Genomic DNA, 20,975 nt, shown 5'->3' with positions numbered 1-20,975 from the left:
AATCAATAAGGAATGACTTTTACCGTCTTTGGTAGACGACGTAAATGCTTTTTATTCTGATACGATTTTGGTAAGTAAATTTCTTCTAAACTTGTTGCTTTGAATAGTGGCGTCAAATTTAAGACAAATTCATTTAAATATATCCGCTTCATTCGGCTAAAATTTAAAGAACTAATTTTTGTCACATGTGAATTCCGCAAATCAATTTCTATAAGCTTCATTTTCTGTAAAGCCCCTAGCTCTGAAACGAATGTTTGTTGTACATTTAAAAGCTCTAAGGCCATATCTTTCAAGGGACTCAAATCTCGGACAGATGTCCCACTCATATTCAAACTCCTTAAGGGAAGATTAGTTAGAACAGAAATGTCGGCTAAACCTGGATGATCACTAATATCTAGATCGTATAATTCATCTACTTTTCTAAGTTCAAACTTATGCCTTCCATTTCCAGAAATAACTCTACGAGCAAACTCAAGCCTCTTTTCTAGTGGATAATGCTTAGAAAGCCATTGCTTAATCATGCCTTGCATGTGCCAGTTTAAGTCTATTGAAATCTGCTTAATTTCACCTTGAAGCTCAAAGATTTGATCTATAGTTAAATTCCCTTCCCGCTCTTTGAGAACTCGATATTTCTTAGATAAATCAACTAAGGGTTTGACTAATTTTTGATCTTTCACTTTCTCAAGATTTATATAAGCCTCATGAAAACGAAGCTGCCCAATCATCAATCGCGATCGCTCAATCAAAGCTTTTTGATTATCTGGATTAAGGGCTAGAATGTCATGAATCATCGTCAAAGCTTTGGTATACTGCTCATTACGAATAGCGTTTAAAGCTGTGGAATAAAAATTCTCCGCCGCTTTAATAGAGATCAGCTCACGTTGCTTTTTCTCCTCCTCTAAATCATCTACTGTACGAGATAATGTCTTTTCAGAATTCTCCGCATATTGACGCGCTTCTTTTTCCAGTGCTTCTGATCCTAGAGCTCTTTCTTTTTCTTTATTAATCCTCTGAAAAGCCACCGCAAGTACTATGAATGAAAGGGCCAAAAAGATAGTGGCATATAAAGTTCCCATTTTATGCCGCTTAAAGACTAAGGCCATATTACGTATAAAACCCGCCTCTTCTGCGGAAGTCGCAAAACCACCTAACCATGAGCGAATATCCTCTGCTAAATCATCCGCATTTTCATAACGATTAATTTTTTCAACTGACATGGCTTTCATCACGACAGCGTCGAGTGCTTGCGGAATCCGCAACTCCGGTTTCAATTCAATCGTCGATTTCAATTCTCCTGTCATCGTGTGAAGAATCGCATCTTTAACAGAGTCCCCTGCAAATGGAGACTCTAATACCAGTAAAGCATACAGGACGGCACCGAGGTTATAAACATCTGTTTGACTCGTTCGCTTACCAAATTTTGAACTATTGATTTGTTCGGGAGCCATAAAACCCGGTGTTCCCTTTATGGATTGATCCAAGGAAACTGGCACCTCGGGTAAAGTCTCGTAATCTTCCTTTCTCAATTCTAGTGTTTCACAACGTCCACTACGGTCAAGTTCACGCGCTAAGCCCCAATCACAAACTAAAACCTCGCCAAACTCACTAATCTGAATATTAGCTGGTTTTATGTCTAAGTGAACAATCCCTCTTGAATGCGCATATGAAATAGCATCGCAAACTTTTAAAAATATATCTAAACGTTTAGTCAATGAAAAATCGTCTGGTACTTCTCCCTTCTGGCACTCAACTAAGATCTCCTGTAGGTTCTGCCCCCCCAGTTGTTTCATTGTAAAATAAGGTAAGCCATCATCTCCGACACCTATATCATAGAGAGGCACAATATTTGAGTGTTCCAGCATTGCTGTAAGCCGAGCTTCGCGGATAAAGTTGTCTATATCAGCTGCTGAATGACAGTTTTTCATGCGAGCTTTAGCCACTCGCCTTCCCGCCACACTATCTTCACAGGAATCAATCAATTTCATCCCACCTTGACCAATCTCTACTTTTGTAAGGTAGCGCTCATTAATATGCTGAATCGACTGAATGAGTTCCGATTCATTAATAGGACTTGGGGTATCTTCTATAGATTTATCATAAAACCCCATAAGAAAGTCATCGGGCAAATCACCCTTAGGCATCAACTCAACTCCTGATCAAGCCTGCGTATCTCTTTGGCTAACTTGTCGCCCACACGGCTACGTAAAACATAGGCACTATTGACTTTCAAATCGAGCTCATTACAAACTTCTTCTACCGTTTTACCTTGGCTAAATAAAGTAAAACATTCCATCGCTTTGCCCGAAAATTCACTCTTTACTTTTTCCCATGCCAATTTTGACACGTGTAACTTCCATTCCGAATCGGCAATACTATAAATATCTGGCATCGAGTCATCTGGCTTCCATTCTTCCATTGTAGAAGCTTTTTCGATACGCCTCTGATACCTGCCGTCAGTTCGAAAGACATTCAAAACTTCTTTACGAGTTACATTGTTCATCCAAGTACGAAACTTGCATTTGTCCGGCATGTATTCAAAATCAGGTAATTTTTTCCACAGAGTCATGATAACTTTTTGGACTGTATCTTCCGCGACTTCATGATTGAGGCCCATACGTGTCACTACTGTGTAAATATAGGGACGATAAAAATCCACAAAATCACCCCAAGCGCCTTCGTCGTGCTGATTCCTGATTTTTGCTATCAAGGTTTGCCTAGTGGGATGAAAATCACTCATTATATCGCGTCCTATTCGATCTGCTTTTCCTAATAAAGCTTTCCAAGCTTAAAAAGAAAAATGAAAAACTTTATAATTCTATTGTCAACATAACGCTTTTGTTGACAGTTAGACTTAAAAACAAACGGAAATGATTTATGAAATTACTTTTAGCCCTACTTAGCTTACCCATACTAATTCAAGCACAGTCACCAAACATTGTCTATATCTTAGCCGATGATATGGGTGTCGGGGATGTAAGTGTACTCAACTCTCATTCCAAAATCAAAACTCCCGCACTCGATTCACTTGCCAATGAAGGGCGTGTTTTTAATGATGCTCATTCTGGCTCTTCAGTCTGTACGCCAACTCGTTATTCACTCTTGACTGGTCGCCACGCTTGGAGGACTAAACTTAAAGAACGTGTTCTTGACGCCTACTCTCCCTGCCTCATTCCCAAAGAACGCGATACCGTAGCCTCGCTTCTTAAGCGCAATGGTTATAAAACTGCCATGATCGGAAAATGGCATCTCGGCCTCGACTGGACTCCCAAACCAGGGAAATCCACAATCGAATCTGAACAAGACGTCGATTTCTCTAAACCCATCACACATGGCCCCCTAGATCTTGGTTTCGATTATTGGTATGGCCCAGCAGCTTCTTGGGATATGGCACCTTATGCTTTTATGAAAAATCGCATGATTAGTAGTCAAAATCTCATTCCTACAAATCCAAAGACTGAACACTACCCACGTCCTCAAGAATACCTAGATGCCAAAGCCAATGGACTCACGGGCAAAGAGCTCAATGACATCATGAAGAAATACCCTAAAGCTGCTTGGCGCAAAGGACTCATGCAAGAAGGGATGAAAGCTACTGATGCCATGCCACTCATTACCGAAGGCGCCGTTGAGTACATCAAAGATCAATCAACTGATCAAGCTTTCTTTCTTTATATGCCCCTTACTGCCCCACATACGCCTGTAACGCCTAGCGAAAGATGGCGTGGTAAAAGTGGTGCTGGTTCTTACGGAGATTTTGTCCTCGAAGTCGACTGGAGCGTAGGCGAAGTCATCAAAGCTCTTAAAGAGAAGGGACTGTTTGAAAATACATTAATCATCTTTACTGCTGATAATGGTGCTTCACTCAAAGCCATACCTCAAGATATCGTTGATAAATATCAGCATAATCCCCATTACATTTATTCCGGTGCCAAAGGCAGAACCCTCGAAGGTGGACATCGTGTCCCATTCATTGCTTCATGGCCAAAAGCAATTCCTGCAAACTCACAATGCGATTCCACAGTTTCGCTCAATGATCTTTACGCCACCTGTGCTGAACTGCTAAGCGAAGAGATTGCCGACAATACCGCTGAAGATAGTGTATCCATACTCGCGGAACTCAAAGGTGAAGCTCCCAAAGCCAAGGAACGCATCCTCATTCATCAAAGCTTCCCCGGTGACCTAGCTATTCGCCTTGGCGATTGGAAGCTTTCTTATCTGAATACCCCCAATAAAACAGCTCTGATCAATCTTGCTGATGATATCAAAGAAGAAAATAACCTCATCAAAACTAATCCTGAAAAAGCTCAAGAACTCAAAAAAGTCTTTGCCCAAGTAATTCGCGAAGGCCGCAGTACTCCCGGAGCAACCCAAAGCAACGAAGGCCCCGAAACTTGGAAACAAATCGAATGGATCAAGGAAATACAATAACTTAATTCTTACTTACACTTTCAATAATAACGCTTCAATAACTCAAACTCTATGAACCTATAAACTAAGGAAAAACCATGAAATATTTATTATCTTTACTTCTTCTCTTAAGCTCTGTATCTTTTGCCGACAACCTCCTTAAAGATCCCGAATTTAAAAAGCCAAAAGACAACTGGAAAGTCAGCAAACGGGCCGAATATAAAAAAGTCGTGGAGTCCTACAAAAAAGGCGTTTTTCATATTGCTCCGAATTTTTCTTCCTCAAGTCAATACCTTTCTTTACTCACCCCCGTTGACCTTCAAGTTGGACAAACATATGAATTCAAATTTGATCTGAGTGCCACAGGTGAGGGTGCCATCACTCTATGCTACGGCGCCTATGGTGATGAGAACAAAAGCAAGAAGAAAAAGAGTTCTGAAAAACAGAAGAATGAGAACCTCGGCCTCAAAGAAGTCATTGCGGAATTCCCTGCTGATTTCGAAACTCAAAGCTTTATCTTTACTGTTGAAGAAAGAAAACGCTCAGTCGACCGTCAACGCTCTTTGCGCTTTTTCCTTGGTGGATTCACTGGCGATTTTAAAATCAAAAATCTCTCACTCACAAAAAGTGACAAAGCCGCACCAACCACGAAAAAGAAATCCAAAAAAGACAAAGAAATATAATTTTCTCTGTCAAATCCTTGATTCCACGGCAGTTACACGAGTAAATGAAATTAGGAAATTAACATGAAGAAAGCTAAATTCACCCTCATAGAATTACTCGTGGTGGTTGCCATCATTGGTATTCTCGCCTCGCTCTTACTTCCTGCTTTGAAGTCAGCTCGTGAAACTGCTAAGCAAGCGAGCTGCATGAATGGCATTCGTCAAGTTAATACCGCGATGGCCATGTTTCGCGACGATTACAAGGGTTACATTGCCCATACTTTCATCGATTCTGGAAGATTCAACAATACTGATTGGAACATTGGTGTAGACACCTATCTTGGGGGCAAGATCGGTATAGATGAAGATCAATGGTCTAAATTCTGGGAACGAGGCGGTGCGGAAGTATGGTGGGGATGCCCCTCCACTTTAGAAGAAAATACTACTGATGATAAAAATCAGTACAGTATTGATTATGGTATTTCTGGTGGTGGTCCAGATAAATCCTGGCTTGGCTACAAAGCTACTATAGTTGACAATCCCTCTCAAGAAATTCTTTTAAGTGATATCTACCACTGGGATGGCAATGCCAACAGAGGTAGGAATATCTTTCGACCTGATTTTGACAATCGTTACATTACTCAAACTTCTGGCGATGGCACCAAATTCAAACATGGTAGAACGGCCTCAAATTATGCCTTTATGGATGGTCACGTTGAATCAATTAAATGGATTCCTGAAGGCGCTTTCTATAATCAATATATGATAGGGCTTATGTCTCTTCCTGCAAATAACTTGGGCAATAGCAATGGTGGTATCCCAACTTATACTCCATAAAAAGTTCCCCATAAATATCAGACCTCCGCTGGGGTTTTATCTTGATTCAATACTTTGTGTGGTTGCGACATCTACCACAGTAGACATCAAAGAATTGTCTCAGCTACAGAGATCTGATATTTATGAAAAATTTTAAGTTCTTAACTATAGAACACCTGCTGTATGAATTAATTAACGCCTATAAGTAATTTTTGTTACAGAAAATCATTTTTCATAAAAAAAATGCCTTCTGTCACAATTAATAGACGGCAAAAAGCATTGTTTGTTACAAGAAATCATTTTAAAGACAGATATTAGAACATAAAACACACATTCTATAGTTAAGGTTAACAGCACAAATTAAAACTTTTTTACTTAACACTGTCAATTAACTAATATCTGTAGCAGTTAGTCTAAGCAAAACTATAAGGACTACATATGATTAAATTTTTATTTACTTTACTCACTCTTTCTATTATCTCTTTTGGGTCGAGCGCAAAACCAAATGTCATTTTTATTCTTGTGGATGATATGGGCTTCGGTGGCATACGAGCCAATGGAACTGATTACCTAGAAACTCCTCACATGGATCAGCTCATTGCCGAAGGCATGAATTTCACCAAGGGCATCTCTAATTACCCCACCTGTAAGCCTAGTCGCGGTGCCATCATTAGTGGACTCTATGGTTCTCGTACCCAGGTTTTTCGTGTTTCCAATCAGCACAAAGGTAGCGAAGAGCTCATCCGTTGGCAAGTTCCAGAATGCAAAGAACTCAAAGCTGAGGAATTCAATATTGGTCGCGCCATGAAAAATGCGGGCTACGCAACGGCTTCCTACGGCAAATGGCATGTTTCCAACTCAAACAAGCCCGAATCTCACCCTAAAGCTTTTGGCTTTGATGATGCCATTGTCAGTTCTGGTGCACACTATAAATTTACGGCTATTCCTCCAGTAGAATGTCCTGACGATGTCAGTTCTACAGAGTATTTCACTGATAAAGCTATCGAATTCATGGATAAATCAGTTAAAGAAGATCAGCCTTTCTTTCTCTTCCTCCCTTTCTTTCTCGTGCACGGCCCCATGGACTGTCGTGCTGATTATATCGCTCATTTCAAAGAAAAACTTAAAGATATTCCCAAAGACAAAAAAGCCGGCAAGGAACTTCACGTTATCGCAGCTATGAGTAAACTTCTTGATGATTGTGTGGGCAAAATTAATGATAAAGTTAAAGAACTCGGCATCGAAGAAAATACGCTCGTAATCCTCACTTCCGACAACGGCTCCTATCACGGCAACCTCAATGCCGGCCTCCGCGAAAAAAAAGGCCAAGTCTACGAGGGTGGCATGCGCGTTCCCTACATCTTCAAATGGCCCGCAAAAATCAAAGCCGGATCAGTTTCAGATCAACGCATCTGCGGATTAGATATCCTTCCCACTCTTTGCGACATTAGCAAAAGCGAAACCCCGCAACTCGATGGCGTATCTCTACTCCCTCTCTTAACTGGAAAAACCGACAAGCTTGATGATCGCGATATCTTTTGTTATTACCCAAAGTACGCACGTTTCAACAAGCGTAGTAAAATCTGGGGTGATTCTTGGCGCCACGTGATCTACTCAGGCGATCACAAACTAATTGACTTCCCTGAATATGACAAAGTAGAGATGTACGACCTTAAGAATGACGAAAAAGAAACCCAGGATACCAGCTCTACCAATCCTGAAAAAGCCCAAGTACTGAAAAAAGTCCTCGATAATTGGGTGGAAGAAACTGATGCACCTAAACTCATTCCAAATAAAGGCTTTTCACTAAAATGAAATATACCTTATTAAATTTTTTCTTCCTTTGCGGACTCCTTGCTGAGCCCGCAAAAGGAAAACTCCTTTTCGCAAAAGAATTTGATAAAGCAAGTGATGTCACAAAGCAGTCCGTCAAATTCAACAAAGAAACCCAGTACAAAGTCGAAGGTGGCAAACTCCATGCCATTCCTCCTGTGATTGCCTACAAAGGAACTGGCAAGCAAAGCAAATGGGCCAAGAGTAACTTTTCTCGAGTCAATTTTCCAGACTTACCGAAAGACTACATCTGCGAATTTAAAGTACTCATCAATAAACCTGCCGATGCGAAGTCCGCAAGTAAAGCACGAGCCTATTTCGATATGGGACACCGCTGCATTCGCGTCACAATGCTTGCTGATAAATCAATTCTCGTTCTAGAAAATCACCTCACGGGTGATAAATCCAAAATAAAAGTCATTTCTGAAACTACAGATTTCAAACTCAAATTCGACAAGTGGTACAGTGTTAAAGCTTGGATCAAAGGCGACAGCGCAGAGTACACCATCAACGGTCATAAGCTCAAAGTGACCGATTCACTACTCAAGAACGAACGCGCCAATACTTTCAACATCGATATCTCTGGTGCAGGTTATCAACTCGATCATATCTCAGTTTGGGAAATTAAATAAACCACATTGAATGATTTCTTATTCGATTTATGATTTAGTTGTCATCCCAAAGCTTTGGCTTATATTCCAAAAAACTAATATTGGAATCAAATGAAGTATATCGGAATATTTTTTCTTTTTGCGCTTTCCGCGATTGGGGATGAACCACGTATTATTTGCCTTGGCGATAGCTTAACTGCAGGTTATGGCGTGCAAGAAGATGAGGCTTGGCCAAAACTCTTTCAAGAAAAATTAAAACAAGAAAATCAGCCTGGAATCATTGTCAACTCGGGCTCGAGTGGAGGCACCTCTGCGGGAGGTCTTCGCAAGCTTCCATGGATCTTCAAAAAAGATGTTGATGTTTTAATCTTGGCACTTGGTGCCAATGATGGTCTGCGTGGCCTGAGCACGACGGTCTTAGAACAAAATCTGCAAGCAATAATTGATTACTGTAAAAAACACAAGCCCAAAATCCGCATTATTATTGCCGGGATGAAGACTCCTCCTAATATGGGCCAAGAATATTCCGATAGTTTTGAAAAGGTCTATACATCACTCGCTAGTAAAAATAAACTTGAACTCATTCCTTTCTTGTTGGAAGGCGTTGCGGGTCACGCAAAAATGAATCTCCCCGACGGGATTCACCCCAATCAAGCAGGACACAAAATCATTTGCGAACTTGTATGGAATGTCTACAAGAAAGGTCTTTAATCTTGCTCATTTCTTGCTCTTTACTTCGTGTAATTTCCTGAAAAATTCTGCCTCGATATTAAAACTATTTTCTTCACAAAATTTTGCGAGCTTCGCATAACGCGTTTGTGGATTGATCTTTAAATTGCCACAGAGTTTATAAAGACATGAAGGACAAAAGTGAAGTGGTTTACGATCGGATTCCTCCAGTGAATTACTGCCATTCATCACACAAGTATACGCGAGACAATGCTTAATGCTAAATAGGTGTCCTGCCTCGTGGATGGCCACCCGAATTGTTCTTTTTAAGCATGTTTGATATGCTGCTTCACTTTCTGCAGGATCTCCATTGCGATAAATTGACCACAAGCCCAGACTATCTCGTGGTCGAGCAATTCCAAAAACAAAATTCCAATCGGGATCAGGGTATAAATCCCTTGCCGTAAATCCAATTAAGCACAGGGCATCTTTGGGTTTTTTGAGTACATTTGCCAATAAATATTTCGTATAGAGCTGCTTTACACCCCAGCTCGGGTGGATGCGTTGCCCAGATTGAGGAATAGATTTCTCTTCAACTTTTTTCAGTTCTTTAAGCTCGACGCCAAAACATAGGCTCATGTACTTTTTGGTCTTATCAAGAATTTCACTTTGCTTATCACTAAAGCTGCCAATTCTTTGAATATAAATATATTTCTTCAGCTCATTGGGTCGTACTCGACGCGTCCGTATGTACTCTTTTACACTTTGACCCGACTCCTCGTGCTGAGCCAACCAATCCCCTGCACGTATAGTTAGGGCTCACTTATTAAGTCATATATTACTTATAGTCAATGAGATAAGTGGTAATTATGCTATATTACATGCAAACAAAACCCCTCAAAACAATCATTAGGTTTGCATAAGATGTATAAAAATACGGGCACAGAGCCCAAAATGGCCAATCTACCTTATTTTCTAGACGGAACACTCAATATCAATAATCGCTGGGTCAAGCTAGCGGCAACAATACCATGGAAAGATGTAGAAGAAATTTATGCACTAAATTTCACCAGCCATACTGGGCCCAAAGCTCTACCTGCAAGAACTGCATTTGGTTCCCTGATCATTCAAGTAAAGCTGAGTTTAACTGATGAAGAAACTGTAGAAATGATTTCTGAAAACCCCTACCTTCAATATTTCTTGGGGTTTGAAAGATATAAGCAGGAATCACCTTTTGATCCGAGTATGATGACTCATTTTCGAAAGCGTTTTGGAGCTCAGGATATTAAAGATATTGATGATTTATTACATAAAACTACACGTCCAAAAGAAGAAGACTCCGATAAGGATTCAGACAATGATCCTCCGTCAAATAAGGGTGCTTTAATTGTTGACGCTAGTTGTGTCCCTGCTGATATTCACTATCCAACAGATCTTGGTTTACTAAACAAAGCCCGCGAAAAAACTGAAGAAATCATCGATATTCTTTGGCGTCATCGCTTTAATACCGAAGATAAGGTCAAGCCTCGGACTTATCGTGAAGACGGCAGAAAAATCTTTTTAAGTGTTGTCCTAAAAAAACGTGTATCGAAAAAGAAAAGGCGTGAAGTGATTAATAGACAACTTCATTGTGTAAGGAGGAACCTCGCTAGTATAAATGAACTCAAAAAGCATGCCGATCTGGGGCTATTGAAACCTAGTTTATACCGCGAACTACTGGTGATCGGGACACTTTATCAACAACAGCAATACATGTATGATAATAAAGTAACAAGTGTTGATGATCGCATTGTAAGTATTCACCAACCACATATTCGTCCCATTGTTCGCGGGAAAGCTGGAGCTCATACAGAGTTCGGAGCTAAAATATCTATCAGTGTCGTCGATGGCTGGACCTTTGTCGATACGATTAGTTTTGATTCTTATAATGAAGGAACCGAACTAATTTCACAAGTTGAAAAATATAAAGAGCGTTTCGGTTATTATCCCGAATCAGCACATGCTGATAAAATCTACCGAACTAAAGAAAATCGAGCGTATTGTAAAAAACACGGAATAAGGATAAGTGGACCCAGTCTTGGAAGACCTCCCAAAGATGCGATTTTACGTGAAGAACAAAAGGAAATACAACGCCAGGATGAAGCTATAAGAAATGAAGTAGAGGGCTGTTTTGGTGTAGCCAAAAGACGCTATAAACTCGATCGAATCTTTACGAAAACCAGGACTTCATCCGAAACACTTATTGCTTTAGTATTCATGGTGATGAACTTGGATAAGGCTTTAGCCTTTTTGTCACTTTTCGGCCAGTATTATAAGCAGCTATTCGCGCACGTTTATTGTTTTATAAGTCTCATTAACGAGAATGAGCATTTCAAAAGGCGAGTAATTCAGTAAGCCCTAGTTAAGAGTTCTTGATGCAAAGGTTTGAGCTCTTCATAATAAGACAGTAATTGTTCAGATCTAAGTTGCTTTCCTTTTGAAAGAACTTTGTCTTCTTGAGCACAAATATTTATAATCAAAAAAAAGATAATCAGTATTTTCATCGTCACCTCCATAATAGCTATACTCAATGAACGCCGCAAAATATATTTTATGATTACTCTCAAGAAGAAATACTTGATTTTACTAAACTATATCTAGTTTTTCGAGTCAACATCATGAAAGATCTTCAGTCAAACAGACCTCAGTCACTTCCTAATAGAGCTCAATTTAATATCCTTGGTCGCACCACGTCCCAATGTATTAGTGGCTTGCACTTCTTGTTCAAAGCTGATAAAAGTAATAAAAAGATAAAAAAAGCTGTTTTAAGAACGTAGTTTATATAAAACAACTTAGGTCGACGATGAGTAAAGACAGTTTAAATACGCGATTTACACTACTACAAAGGATATGTGATCAACATGATGAACAATCATGGGAAGAGTTTGTTTTTTATTATGAAAAATACCTCTACATGGTTTGTCTGGGCTGTAATTTCAATCATCACGATAGTAAAGAAATTATTCAATTAGTCTTGCTTAAACTCTGGAAAAAGCTCCCCGATTTTAACTACGATAAAAATAAACGCTTTCGTTCTTGGCTCTGTCGTGTCACGCGAAATACCGCGATGGATTACTTCCGGAAAAATCAAAGGCGTGAGAAATCCTTGGAAAAAGCCTTTGAAAGTGAGCATTGGATTTATTACAAAGAAGATAGCTTACATGAAATGGAGGCCATGGCTGAGAAAGAATGGAAGAATTATATTGTCAATCTTGCTCTCGAAAACTTGCGTTCAAAAATATCAGACAAAATGGTGGAAGTTTTCTTGGCTCTTGAGTCGGGAAAGAGTGCGACGGAAATCTCCAGCGAAATGGATGTACCTCGCAATACGGTCTACGTTTATCAAAAGCGCATGCAAACCAAATTAAGTGAAGAAGTACGCCGCTTAAGTACAGAACTCTCTTAACGACGTTCTACTTTAACTCTAGGGTATTTAGAAAAGTTCCATCCCCTATGATCCGACTTATCTAGTATCAATTTTTTTAATGGTGGCATATTTAAAATAAAACCTAATTTTTTCATTTTGGTATGACGAATACTCAATTCCGAAACTAATAATATTGATAATTCTTTACCATCATGAACTTCACAAGCATCCAAATTCAACTTACCAATCGGTAAACCTCTTAAAGCTGTTAAGTCTCTAATTTGTGGAGTTTTGCGAAAATCAAAGTTGTACCCATAGGGTAAATCTTCAATTTCATATTCCCATTTTTTAACATGTGGATTTGTTTTTGCTAGAATTAATTTAATTAATGTATGTTTTTGATCTCGCGGTGGATGGCTCTGATGATGATCTAGGGCGAGTAAGTAAGCTGGGCGAGTAAATGGTATTTCATTAATCAACTTAACTAAATCATTAAATCCTAAACGCTTGTTTATTCCTTGAAGCTTTGAATATTTCTGCGCTAGATTAATAAGGACTCGTGAGTCTGGTGTTATTCTTTTTTTCTTTTTCATCAGATACAAAAACTGCTTAAAATCTTGCCTGACAAATTGCGTCAAAGCCTGAAAATAAAGGGCGATCTCATTATCAACATTTAAATCACGGGCTCTATTAAACACTCGTTCAGCTTCCTTAAAGTGGCCTTTATGTAAATGTACTTCTCCCATTTCTACCAAACGAGGTGAAGCTTCTATACCTGCTTGTTTTGCCAAGGCTTTTTCTTTCTTGTAAAGCGCCAAAGCCTCTAAGGCACGGCTTTCACTCTCTTTAGCTAATGACTCGTTATATTCTGCGAGATTAGAACTCTTAATCGCTTCCTGTTCATTTTCTTTAATTTGAAACACTAAAAAAGCGGTGATTATAAACAAAAAACTAATCAGTCCAGATACAGCTTTATGGCGTTTCACTAACAAGCTAATAGCGCGTATAAAGCTGGCATCTTCTGCCTCTGTCGCAAAACCTTCACGCCAATGAACAATCTCGTTTATTAAATCATGTACGCTATCATAACGATCTTTTGGCTCTGTTGATAAAGCCTTCATAGCTACTGCTGACAAACTCTCTGGGATCAGAAAGTATTGATGTGAGTATTTTTTTGGATTTATGATATCGCCCGCAAGAGTCGCTTGTATGGACTGCTTACTATCCTCAGCGACAATAGGTTTCTCTAAACAGAGCATATTATATAAAATAGCTCCCAACTGATAAATATCTGTCTGCCTAGATTTAGATCCAATATTAGATTCAATTTGTTCCGGTGCAATAAAACCCAAGGTACCTTTAATCACGCCATCCAAAGTGTGATCATTAATGATATTGGGATCCAAATTATTCTGAGTATGACTTGTCTCATCCCCTTTCTCAATCAATTTCGCTATACCCCAATCACAGACCAAAACTTCACCATAAGTACCTATACGGATATTATCTGGTTTGAGATCTAGGTGAATGACATGCCTTGAGTGGGCAAAGGCAATCGCATCACAAATTTTGAGAAAAATATCCAGGAGTTTTTGTAAACTATATTCCTGACTTTGAGTTTGTTTGGCATCTAGAATTAAGTCACTCAGGTTCCGTCCTTCTACGAGCTTCATAGTGAAATAAGGATGTTTACTTTCATCAAGGCCCGCTTCATAAAGAGGAATGATATTGGGGTGCTCTAAAGAAGCCGTCAGGAAAGCCTCACTCAAAAACGAGTCGAACTTTTCTCGATTTTCGCCATCTTTTAACTGCGCCATCGCCACGGGACGGTAGGTTTGTTCGTCGTAAACTAAATGAATTGTTTTTGAACCGCCTTCATCTAGTTTCTCTAAGTACTCGTAACGTTGCTCTGTTTCGATGAACTTATCGAAGAGTGGACTTGGTGAGTCAGTATCATCAAAAGCTTTTTCAAAAAAATGACCTAAGTCGTGGATGTTTTCCACAAATTTTTCAGATTCATTTTTATCATCGCTCATAAGTACTTACTCATTATTTTCTTCTATTATAATTACGTCTTAGAAGAAAAAGAAGTGACAAAAAGCTTTATCTCGTATGTATTTAGATCAGTTTCTAATCGAATTATTGATCATCCCCCTCGGGAATTGTGATCACTTGAAAAGACTTCTCTTCTTTGAAGCAATGTTTCATCAACTCCTGAATTTTCTCTGCCGTCACAGCTGCATAATCTTCTTGTAAAGTTTTATAGCGCGTTAAGCTATCGCCTTCGATATCCAAAGAACCCAATTTACCCGCCCAAAAGCTAGGTTTCACGAGTTCTTGATCCAAAATGTTTTTGATCTGTTTACGTACTTTATCAAGCTCTTCATCTTTAACTCCATTATCTCTGAGTTCTTTAATCACTTGACGTGCTTGCTTGGCAGCATCTTCTGCTTTATCGACTTGCGCAGTGAAATAGATATAAAATTTACTCGTTTGACGTAAAGGACGTGAAGGTGCGTAAGTACTAAAAATCGAATAAGTTAGATTGCGTTTTTCGCGAATCTCCTTAAACAAACGCGTCGCAGCAACCTTACCTGCAAGGAAAAGAGCTAAGCCATCTTTATCGCTTACATCCGTAATATTCCAACCACTCAAAATTAGACATTTTTGATCTTTCGTTTTGACGGGAACCTTTACTGACACATCACCCTTGGGTTGCCCAATTTCTAAAGATATATCTTTTAAGTTTTTACGCTTCGCTAATGATCCTTGGAATTTTGAAATTAAAGCTTTTGATTCTTCTAGGCTAATATCACCAACCACACTCATTTCTATTGGGTTGTTATAAAGAATTTTCTGTATCCATGCTTCGACAACTGAACGCTGAACAGAATTCAGAAAGTCTTCACGAAAAAAGCTATTTAAACGTTTTTCGTGATCCCAGACACTTTCATAGAGTCCTTTACTTAGCATCGCACTAGAATTCTTAGGTAATTCTTTGAGTGATACTAAAGCTTTTTCTCTAGCCTGTTCAAAAAGCTTATCATCAATTTTGTAGTCACTGAGATACATGTGAAGCATCTCCAAAGCATAAGGTAGATCTTTTTTAGTTGACGTTAATGAAAAATGTAAACGCGTGGTTTCCACGGTCGCAGACAAACTAAATTTCTTGCCGATGCGCCAATCGCGAATATCGCTAAAACTCATATGACTTGAGCTCGCTTGGTTTAAGACTGTCCCCGCCATACGAGTTAAGCCTAATTCATTTTCTTTTTCTTCTAACACTCCACCTGCGATATTGAGCTCCACATAAACTTGGTCCTTTTCATAGTCCATATGTCGATGACGGCAAACACAACCATTTTCAAAGTGGAATTCACTAATACCTAAATCGGCTTCTACCGTTTCTTTGATGGGTTCATGTGATTTAGGGTCTTGTTCTAATAAGCGTTCTTTTATAGCTGCAAACTCACCTTTCTCAGTTTCAACTTGATCTAATTCATCAAGTAATTTTTTAATCTTGTCCTTTGAAGGTACGTCTACCGAACTCGGCATTTGTACCATCGCTAGGCGATGACCTTTCGTATAGTTTTTCAAGAAAATCTGATGTAATTGTACGAGATTGAGTTTATCTAGATATTTTTCTAAGTAAACTTTTTCCTGCATGGGTGACATCGATAAGCTTCCCTGAGTCACATCATTATTAATCGCTCTGATAATTTGCCCATTGCTCATATTTCCGTAAGTTTGCACTGCTTTTTCAATGGCAGATAACTGTGCTTTCTGAGCTTTAATAAGTTCGGTTTCATCGAAGCCATGCTGTTCAAGACGTTTCAATTCAGTTAAAACTTGTTTGACAGCTTCTTCCCAGCGTTCATTTTTAGCTTCTATTCCAATGTGATTCATCGTTGCGGCATTCCATAAATCGCCACGTCCAATACTTGCCGATAAGAATGCTGCTTCACCTGTTTGCTTGAGCTTAGCCAAACGCTTATTCATCATCCATGAGATTACTGAATCTTGTAGGCTACGAAAATAATCAGCTTCCGTCTCAAGAACTTCTACTTCAGGCTCAATACCATAAAGTGTTAACTCAGAAGTTGTCAATTCCGGGTCAGTTAAAACCACAATGCGATCTTCTTTGTATGATTTAACCTCGGGTTTCGCATGAGTACCGACTTCCCCTTCCCAGGCTGAGAAATGTTTTTTTATGAGACCTTCAACCATTTTCATATCGGCATCACCAACAATAATTAAAGTTGTGTTATCGGGCTTATACCACTTCTTATAAAATTCGACAAAGCGTTGTCTAGGAGCTGTTTTTATAATCTCCATATCTCCAATTGGTAAGCGATTCGCAATTCGAGAATTTGGCAAAATTTCTGGTAAAGATTTTTTAAGCATTCTGTAGCCCAAACTATCGCGAGCAACTTCTTCTTCTTGAATCACACCGCGTTCACGGTCAATTTCAGTCTTTGGTAGTGTGAGTCGGTAGGCAAAGTCAGACATACACAAGAGCCCCTTATCCATTGTCGCTTCATCAGTAGAAGGTAAATCGAGTGAATAGGTCGTTTGATCGAAAGAGGTGAAGGCATTTTGGTGCATGCCAAAAGTCAGACCGATAGATTCAAAATATTTAATTAATTCACCAGGAGCAAAATTCTCCGAGCCATTAAAGGCCATGTGCTCCAAGAAGTGAGCTAAACCAAGTTGATTATCTTCTTCATCCAAAGAGCCCGAGCTCACGTGTAAATAAATGGATACTTTACCAGGAGGTTTTGGATTAGCACGTAAAATATACTTCATTCCATTCTTAAGTTTCCCGAGCTCTAAACTCTGATCCATGGGTAGTTTATCATTCGCCGCTAAACCAAAGCCCATAAAAAGCGATATCAGTAAAATCAAACGCATTATTTTTCTCCTATTAAATTCAGTGCGCTTCCCTCGAATTGAGGTCCACGTAAAATTGATTGTTTTAATTGCCCTTCATCATCAAAATCTAGCATCAAGACAGAAAGGTTTTCAAATGTTCCTTTTAATTTATTCAATAATGGCTCTCCTCCAAGGAAAAATGCCGTAGAAAGTGCATCTGCATAGACAGCTTCTTCACAAATAACGCTTACGGAGTCCACTCCAAGTTGAGGTCGACCCGTTTTAGGGTTAATAATATGAGGATAACGAATACCTTTATAAGTCACATAACGTTCATAATTACCACTTGTCGCAATGGCATTATTTAACATATCTACACGGGTGATCTGTTGAGCTTTATTGCGAGGATCGCGAATTCCCATGGGATAGCCTTCTCGATCTGGTGGTGACTCCGCCAAAACGCGAATATTACCACCTAAATCAACTAAACCACGCTGATAACCACGCTCTTGAAGCATTGCTGTGACTTTATCGACTGCATAGCCTTTGGTAATCCCACCAAAATCTAAAACCATGCCCTGAACTTTAAAGAAAACAGTCTTATCCTCTGGATCCAAAACAACTTTATCCAGACCAGTTATTTTTAAGACTTCCTCAATTTCTTCTTCACTAGGTTCCTCACCCTTTTTGGAGTAAAAACCCCACAAGCGCATGAGTGGCCCCACAGTAACATCAAAGTTCCCTTCAGTTAAATCGTACATATGCTTGGCCAAAACAACGTTTTCCCAGAGTAGATCAGAACATTTCACTGGCTTGATGTGTGCGGATTTGTTCAGCAAGCTTATTTCACTATCATCTTGGTAGAGACTTAAGGAATCATTGATTTCGGCATAAATCTCCAACATCTCATTACGAGTATTTTGCGCCTTCCCTTCATCACCCCAAACAATGAGTTTTGCCTCCGTCCCCATCACCGACATGCTCGTGAACACATGCCTTTGCTGAAAATGTGCGGTGTAGGCTAAAACGATCATAGCAGGAATCATTTGCGCAAAAGCTAATTGCCTTTCTTTGCCTGCCAACAATATTTTTTCAGTGAGAATGGCACCGACAAAAGCCAGAATAGTCCCGAAGACATAAACGAGTACAATGGGCAAAAAATCGGGGACTTGTTGATTAAAAAAAGCACCGCTAGTGCGAATCTGCTCCATGAATAAAACTGGCGCTGAAATAATTAATGATGCCAACCACGCACGACGCGCATTGACACGAAAAACACAGAGACATACCAGTATACCCGTTGCATAAGTGATTCCATTTAAGCCTAAAAGGGGTAATGATAAAAGGCTCGCGACCAAAGCCTTTCGACTTAAACTCAAGCCGCTGTGCTTCTCAATTTCTTGAGAAGCTTTTTGCGCGGCTCGCAAAGTATTGGGGATTTGCATAAAATCTAAGTGTTGTCGGAAGCCTATAAAGAGCAAAGCCGCTCCACCTAACCATGCCCAGCCCTGCTCTCTCGCGCCAAAAAGTGAAAACCAATCCGCGCCAAAAAACACCAATATGATTGCAGGAATTGAGAAGAGTCCAAAATTGACCCATTGCTGTTTCACAAACTCACGTCTCTTAGAGACAATAAATAAATACAAAAATAAGGCCTGAAAGCCTGCTGCACCTGCCAACCAAGTTAATTGCTCATTTGCTTGCTTAGCAAAAAACACTCCCACACTCGCGCCATCATATGGCACTGTGTACATAAAAGTTCGCGCCACAATGTCGAGCCCGAAATCGATAAATTGACTTTTCACAAAACCCTATTCACTTGTTTAAAATAATAAGCACAAACCTAAGCCCTTTTCTATGAAAGACAATAAAACATTAAAAACTCTCCGCCTTGCAACTCAACTCTTAAAAAACTGGACTCAATCCCAGAACTTTGACCTCGAATTAAACCGCTTAAGGCGAGAGGGACAAAACGAGTTTGAACTCAAACGCGCGAGTCAGCTCTGCCTTTGCGTCTTTCGCAATAAAGAAAGCCTAGAAAAGATCATCAAAAAGCTAAGTCCAAAACGACCGCGTGGTCGCGTCATGCACCTTCTTCTCCCTTCAATGGCGGCGATGCTCTACATGGATAAAATCACCCCACAGGGCTTTGCGGATTCCGCAGTTGAAACTGCGAAAAAAATACTTTCCAAACATGAGGCCAATTTTCTCAATTCCTTTTTTCACAAATTGATCACCCAAAAAGAAACTCTTCTACAAGATGCAAAGAATGATCTAAACTTAGGCGATGAGCTTGAAAAACATTGGAAAAAATCCTTCAGCCCAATTCAAGTCAAGGCATTTGCTCAGGTTTTGAGCCAAGAAGCCGAGCTCAATTGTCGCCTCATCAATTATGAGTCCACTGAGTTTTTGAGTCCTTTGGATGATTTACCTTGGAATGCCCCCTTCACTTTTTATAAAATAAATGATGCTGCAAATTTCATTTCCAAGACAGCACAAGAAAACTTTTACATTCAAGATCCTGCCACAAGCCTGTGTATCACTTTGCTGAATCCGCAAAAAAACGAAAACATTGCCGACCTCTGCTCTGCGCCTGGAGGAAAAACTTTAATGATTTCTCAATTACTCGAAGGCAGTGGGCAAGTTTTTGCCTCGGATATATCTGAAAAACGTCTAGAAAAATTACGTGAAAATTTAGCACAACAAACAAACGTCACCGTGCAATGCCTCGATGCCCGCAATTCCGAATTCGAACAAAAGTTTGATGCCATCTTGCTCGACGTCCCCTGTTCTAACACCGGTGTCATGCGCCGCAAACCCGATGCTCGCTGGTCATTCACCACAAAAAAGTTGAATGAACTCGTAGCACTCCAATCCGACATTCTTGCGCAATCCGCAAAAATGCTCAAACCTGGTGGCCGTATCTGTTACTCAACCTGTTCCATTGAAGACGAAGAAAACATCAATCAGGTCAAAAGTTTTATCGAGCAACACCCCCAATTCGAAATCATCGAATCGAAACAACTCTACCCCTGCGCCCAACACGATGGTGCCTTCGCCGCCACCCTAGAAAACAAGCTGTAGTATAGATCCATAACAGATAGACATTAATCACTGCAGATATAAAACTAAAAGCCCGTACAAGGCTTTATCTGAGTTTACCTATCAATAAATATTCAAATCATCTGTCAGAATTTACCTGTTTTTAATAAGTTAGAACTAACAAAAGATAAAAATAGAATTTTATTCTAATAAACAACTATGTGATACATTATGCTTAAATTTTTACAGATTAGCTTGGCTGCACTAACAATCACAGTGTTTATGCTGTACAAGTTACCTTTCTATGACTGTAAACAACAAAATACAATTCATATTTTTGAGTCATGCTGTGTAGACGCTGAGGTAAAGCAAGTTAAAAGTTGTTGCAGTGAAAGTCCCTCAAAAAGAGTCGCTGCAGAAATAAATAATTTATGCTGCGATGAAATCAAAATAAACTTTAATGATACTTTCTGTAGCAATTTTGAGCACCATACACCTGTAAAAACACATATCTTTTCTTCTATTGATTTCACCTTTCAGAATAGGCTAGATACTATAAAATCAATTAACGTTGGTAGACACCAACGTGCCCCCCCTAATCCCGTAACACATCCAAAAACCAAGCCTTTATTTATCATTAACTCATCTCTTCTCTGT

16 protein-coding genes are annotated in these 20,975 nt (G+C 39.5%); 9 read left to right on the top strand and 7 right to left on the bottom strand.

What is annotated here, in order from left to right; genetic code table 11:
• Nucleotides 1–2 precede the first annotated feature (2 nt).
• Both PQO01_RS04215 and PQO01_RS04210 read right to left on the bottom strand, forming a co-directional pair.
• Entirely contained in the window at nucleotides 3–2,141 is a 2,139-nt protein-coding gene (locus PQO01_RS04215) for a serine/threonine-protein kinase (RefSeq protein ID WP_274312797.1), read from the bottom strand.
• Complete coding sequence (locus PQO01_RS04210; protein WP_274312796.1) at nucleotides 2,141–2,737, bottom strand: RNA polymerase sigma factor; 597 nt, start codon at nucleotides 2,735–2,737, stop codon at nucleotides 2,141–2,143. The genes PQO01_RS04215 and PQO01_RS04210 overlap by 1 nt, the downstream gene beginning before the upstream one ends.
• Nucleotides 2,738–2,874: 137 nt before the next feature.
• On the opposite strand from PQO01_RS04210, the gene PQO01_RS04205 reads away from it, so the two are divergent.
• The 6 genes from PQO01_RS04205 (at nucleotide 2,875) to PQO01_RS04180 (ending at nucleotide 9,040) form a co-directional block, all read left to right on the top strand.
• Nucleotides 2,875–4,428: a sulfatase family protein gene (locus PQO01_RS04205; RefSeq protein WP_274312795.1), complete on the top strand. Its 1,554-nt coding sequence runs from the start codon at nucleotides 2,875–2,877 to the stop codon at nucleotides 4,426–4,428.
• A gap of 77 nt (nucleotides 4,429–4,505) precedes the next feature.
• A complete protein-coding gene (locus PQO01_RS04200) occupies nucleotides 4,506–5,090 on the top strand; it encodes a hypothetical protein (RefSeq protein ID WP_274312794.1) in 585 nt (194 codons plus the stop codon).
• A 63-nt stretch (nucleotides 5,091–5,153) separates the two neighbouring features.
• Entirely contained in the window at nucleotides 5,154–5,906 is a 753-nt protein-coding gene (locus PQO01_RS04195) for a type II secretion system protein (RefSeq protein ID WP_274312793.1), read from the top strand.
• Nucleotides 5,907–6,323: 417 nt separating this feature from the next.
• Nucleotides 6,324–7,700, top strand: a complete 1,377-nt coding sequence (locus PQO01_RS04190) for a sulfatase-like hydrolase/transferase (RefSeq protein ID WP_274312792.1) — start codon at nucleotides 6,324–6,326, stop codon at nucleotides 7,698–7,700.
• Nucleotides 7,697–8,350, top strand: coding sequence for a hypothetical protein (locus tag PQO01_RS04185; RefSeq protein ID WP_274312791.1), 654 nt, complete (start codon nucleotides 7,697–7,699; stop codon nucleotides 8,348–8,350). Before PQO01_RS04190 ends, PQO01_RS04185 begins: the two co-directional genes overlap by 4 nt.
• 90 nt (nucleotides 8,351–8,440) lie before the next feature.
• The gene (locus PQO01_RS04180; RefSeq protein WP_274312790.1) at nucleotides 8,441–9,040 is read left to right on the top strand and encodes an arylesterase; all 600 of its coding nucleotides are present in this window, start codon (nucleotides 8,441–8,443) and stop codon (nucleotides 9,038–9,040) included.
• A 6-nt stretch (nucleotides 9,041–9,046) separates the two neighbouring features.
• Here PQO01_RS04180 and PQO01_RS04175 read toward each other — a convergent pair whose 3' ends face one another.
• On the bottom strand, nucleotides 9,047–9,790 hold the full coding sequence (locus tag PQO01_RS04175; RefSeq protein ID WP_274312789.1) for an archaemetzincin: 744 nt from the start codon (nucleotides 9,788–9,790) through the stop codon (nucleotides 9,047–9,049).
• 132 nt (nucleotides 9,791–9,922) lie between these two features.
• Between PQO01_RS04175 and PQO01_RS04170 the strand changes: the two genes are divergently transcribed.
• A complete protein-coding gene (locus PQO01_RS04170; protein ID WP_274312788.1) occupies nucleotides 9,923–11,392 on the top strand; it encodes an IS5 family transposase in 1,470 nt (489 codons plus the stop codon).
• Here the strand turns inward: PQO01_RS04170 and PQO01_RS04165 are convergent.
• Nucleotides 11,386–11,541, bottom strand: coding sequence for a hypothetical protein (locus PQO01_RS04165; RefSeq protein WP_274312787.1), 156 nt, complete (start codon nucleotides 11,539–11,541; stop codon nucleotides 11,386–11,388). The two genes, PQO01_RS04170 and PQO01_RS04165, sit on opposite strands and share 7 nt — an antisense overlap.
• 299 nt (nucleotides 11,542–11,840) lie before the next feature.
• Here PQO01_RS04165 and PQO01_RS04160 point away from each other — a divergent pair, with 299 nt between their 5' ends.
• Nucleotides 11,841–12,443: an RNA polymerase sigma factor gene (locus tag PQO01_RS04160; protein ID WP_274312786.1), complete on the top strand. Its 603-nt coding sequence runs from the start codon at nucleotides 11,841–11,843 to the stop codon at nucleotides 12,441–12,443.
• Here PQO01_RS04160 and PQO01_RS04155 read toward each other — a convergent pair.
• The 3 genes from PQO01_RS04155 to PQO01_RS04145 all read right to left on the bottom strand — a co-directional run bounded on the left by PQO01_RS04155 (nucleotide 12,440) and on the right by PQO01_RS04145 (nucleotide 19,081).
• Nucleotides 12,440–14,440 carry a serine/threonine-protein kinase gene (locus tag PQO01_RS04155; protein ID WP_274312785.1) on the bottom strand — a complete coding sequence of 667 codons (2,001 nt, stop codon included), beginning with the start codon at nucleotides 14,438–14,440 and terminating at the stop codon, nucleotides 12,440–12,442. The two genes, PQO01_RS04160 and PQO01_RS04155, sit on opposite strands and share 4 nt — an antisense overlap.
• A gap of 103 nt (nucleotides 14,441–14,543) precedes the next feature.
• On the bottom strand, nucleotides 14,544–17,315 hold the full coding sequence (locus PQO01_RS04150) for a M16 family metallopeptidase (protein ID WP_274312784.1): 2,772 nt from the start codon (nucleotides 17,313–17,315) through the stop codon (nucleotides 14,544–14,546).
• Nucleotides 17,315–19,081: an FAD:protein FMN transferase gene (locus PQO01_RS04145; RefSeq protein ID WP_274312783.1), complete on the bottom strand. Its 1,767-nt coding sequence runs from the start codon at nucleotides 19,079–19,081 to the stop codon at nucleotides 17,315–17,317. Before PQO01_RS04145 ends, PQO01_RS04150 begins: the two co-directional genes overlap by 1 nt.
• Before the next feature lie 52 nt (nucleotides 19,082–19,133).
• On the opposite strand from PQO01_RS04145, the gene PQO01_RS04140 reads away from it, so the two are divergent.
• The gene (locus PQO01_RS04140; RefSeq protein WP_274312782.1) at nucleotides 19,134–20,360 is read left to right on the top strand and encodes an RsmB/NOP family class I SAM-dependent RNA methyltransferase; all 1,227 of its coding nucleotides are present in this window, start codon (nucleotides 19,134–19,136) and stop codon (nucleotides 20,358–20,360) included.
• Nucleotides 20,361–20,975: the final 615 nt, after the last annotated feature.

This window comes from Lentisphaera marina, from assembly GCF_028745505.1.
GTDB lineage: Bacteria > Verrucomicrobiota > Lentisphaeria > Lentisphaerales > Lentisphaeraceae > Lentisphaera > Lentisphaera marina.
Note: the sequence above shows the minus strand (reverse complement) of the source record. Positions and strands in the feature narration are given on the sequence as shown.

Coding starts and splice junctions, on each gene's coding strand:
- PQO01_RS04180 (WP_274312790.1), top strand. CDS start 8,441: ATGAAGTATATCGGAATATTTTTTCTTTTTGCGCTTTCCGCGATTGGG.
- PQO01_RS04215 (WP_274312797.1), bottom strand. CDS start 2,141: ATGCCTAAGGGTGATTTGCCCGATGACTTTCTTATGGGGTTTTATGAT.
- PQO01_RS04140 (WP_274312782.1), top strand. CDS start 19,134: ATGAAAGACAATAAAACATTAAAAACTCTCCGCCTTGCAACTCAACTC.
- PQO01_RS04165 (WP_274312787.1), bottom strand. CDS start 11,541: ATGAAAATACTGATTATCTTTTTTTTGATTATAAATATTTGTGCTCAA.
- PQO01_RS04170 (WP_274312788.1), top strand. CDS start 9,923: ATGTATAAAAATACGGGCACAGAGCCCAAAATGGCCAATCTACCTTAT.
- PQO01_RS04190 (WP_274312792.1), top strand. CDS start 6,324: ATGATTAAATTTTTATTTACTTTACTCACTCTTTCTATTATCTCTTTT.
- PQO01_RS04200 (WP_274312794.1), top strand. CDS start 4,506: ATGAAATATTTATTATCTTTACTTCTTCTCTTAAGCTCTGTATCTTTT.
- PQO01_RS04205 (WP_274312795.1), top strand. CDS start 2,875: ATGAAATTACTTTTAGCCCTACTTAGCTTACCCATACTAATTCAAGCA.
- PQO01_RS04150 (WP_274312784.1), bottom strand. CDS start 17,315: ATGCGTTTGATTTTACTGATATCGCTTTTTATGGGCTTTGGTTTAGCG.
- PQO01_RS04210 (WP_274312796.1), bottom strand. CDS start 2,737: ATGAGTGATTTTCATCCCACTAGGCAAACCTTGATAGCAAAAATCAGG.
- PQO01_RS04195 (WP_274312793.1), top strand. CDS start 5,154: ATGAAGAAAGCTAAATTCACCCTCATAGAATTACTCGTGGTGGTTGCC.
- PQO01_RS04185 (WP_274312791.1), top strand. CDS start 7,697: ATGAAATATACCTTATTAAATTTTTTCTTCCTTTGCGGACTCCTTGCT.
- PQO01_RS04160 (WP_274312786.1), top strand. CDS start 11,841: ATGAGTAAAGACAGTTTAAATACGCGATTTACACTACTACAAAGGATA.
- PQO01_RS04155 (WP_274312785.1), bottom strand. CDS start 14,440: ATGAGCGATGATAAAAATGAATCTGAAAAATTTGTGGAAAACATCCAC.